We start from the raw sequence: 739 nt of genomic DNA, 5'->3' as shown, positions 1-739 counted from the left end.
GTTACCGCCGTGAAAGGGCGGTGTCCTAGGCCTCTAGACGAAGGGGACACAAGGACTTATGTTTTTCCTCATAACTGAGGTCTTGCGATTTATCTCAAATAACTCGTTAGTCATTTGTGATGCACTCTATCTTATTAGGGATAGAGTGGTATCCCCTAGGGGATTCGAACCCCTGTTACCGCCGTGAAAGGGCGGTGTCCTAGGCCTCTAGACGAAGGGGACACAAGGACTTATGTTTTTCCTCATAACTGAGGTCTTGCGATTTATCTCAAATAACTCGTTAGTCATTTGTGATGCACTCTATCTTATTAGGGATAGAGTGGTATCCCCTAGGGGATTCGAACCCCTGTTACCGCCGTGAAAGGGCGGTGTCCTAGGCCTCTAGACGAAGGGGACACAAGGACATATTAATTTGACAACTATTATGACTAACAGTGCTCTCGCTTAATATGGCGAAATTGGTGGAGCTAGACGGGATCGAACCGTCGACCTCTTGCATGCCATGCAAGCGCTCTCCCAGCTGAGCTATAGCCCCAAACTCTTTCGACAAAACTGAAACTCAGTATATCGCAGAAATTTAGATTTGTTCTTACCAGACAACTCGTTAGCTATTTGGTAGGAGCACTATGTCGTAAAACATAGTGGTATCCCCTAGGGGATTCGAACCCCTGTTACCGCCGTGAAAGGGCGGTGTCCTAGGCCTCTAGACGAAGGGGACACAAGGACATATTAATTTGAA

The 739-nt window shown here is 47.1% G+C and carries 4 tRNA genes; all 4 read right to left on the bottom strand.

The features are described 5' to 3' along the window. Nucleotides 1-146: 146 nt before the first annotated feature. The 4 genes from HG547_RS20635 to HG547_RS20620 all read right to left on the bottom strand — a co-directional run bounded on the left by HG547_RS20635 (nt 147) and on the right by HG547_RS20620 (nt 718). A tRNA-Glu gene (locus HG547_RS20635) sits at nt 147-222 on the bottom strand. 98 nt (nt 223-320) lie between these two features. Next, nucleotides 321-396: transfer RNA gene (locus tag HG547_RS20630), tRNA-Glu, on the bottom strand. A 63-nt stretch (nt 397-459) separates the two neighbouring features. Then, nucleotides 460-535 (bottom strand) — tRNA-Ala (locus HG547_RS20625). Between the two features lie 107 nt (nt 536-642). Next, nucleotides 643-718 (bottom strand) — tRNA-Glu (locus tag HG547_RS20620). Nucleotides 719-739: the final 21 nt, after the last annotated feature.

The organism is Shewanella sp. DNRA4 (assembly GCF_012843185.1).
GTDB classification, from domain to species: Bacteria; Pseudomonadota; Gammaproteobacteria; order Enterobacterales; family Shewanellaceae; genus Shewanella; species Shewanella xiamenensis.
This window is presented reverse-complemented; position numbering and strand designations above follow the sequence as displayed.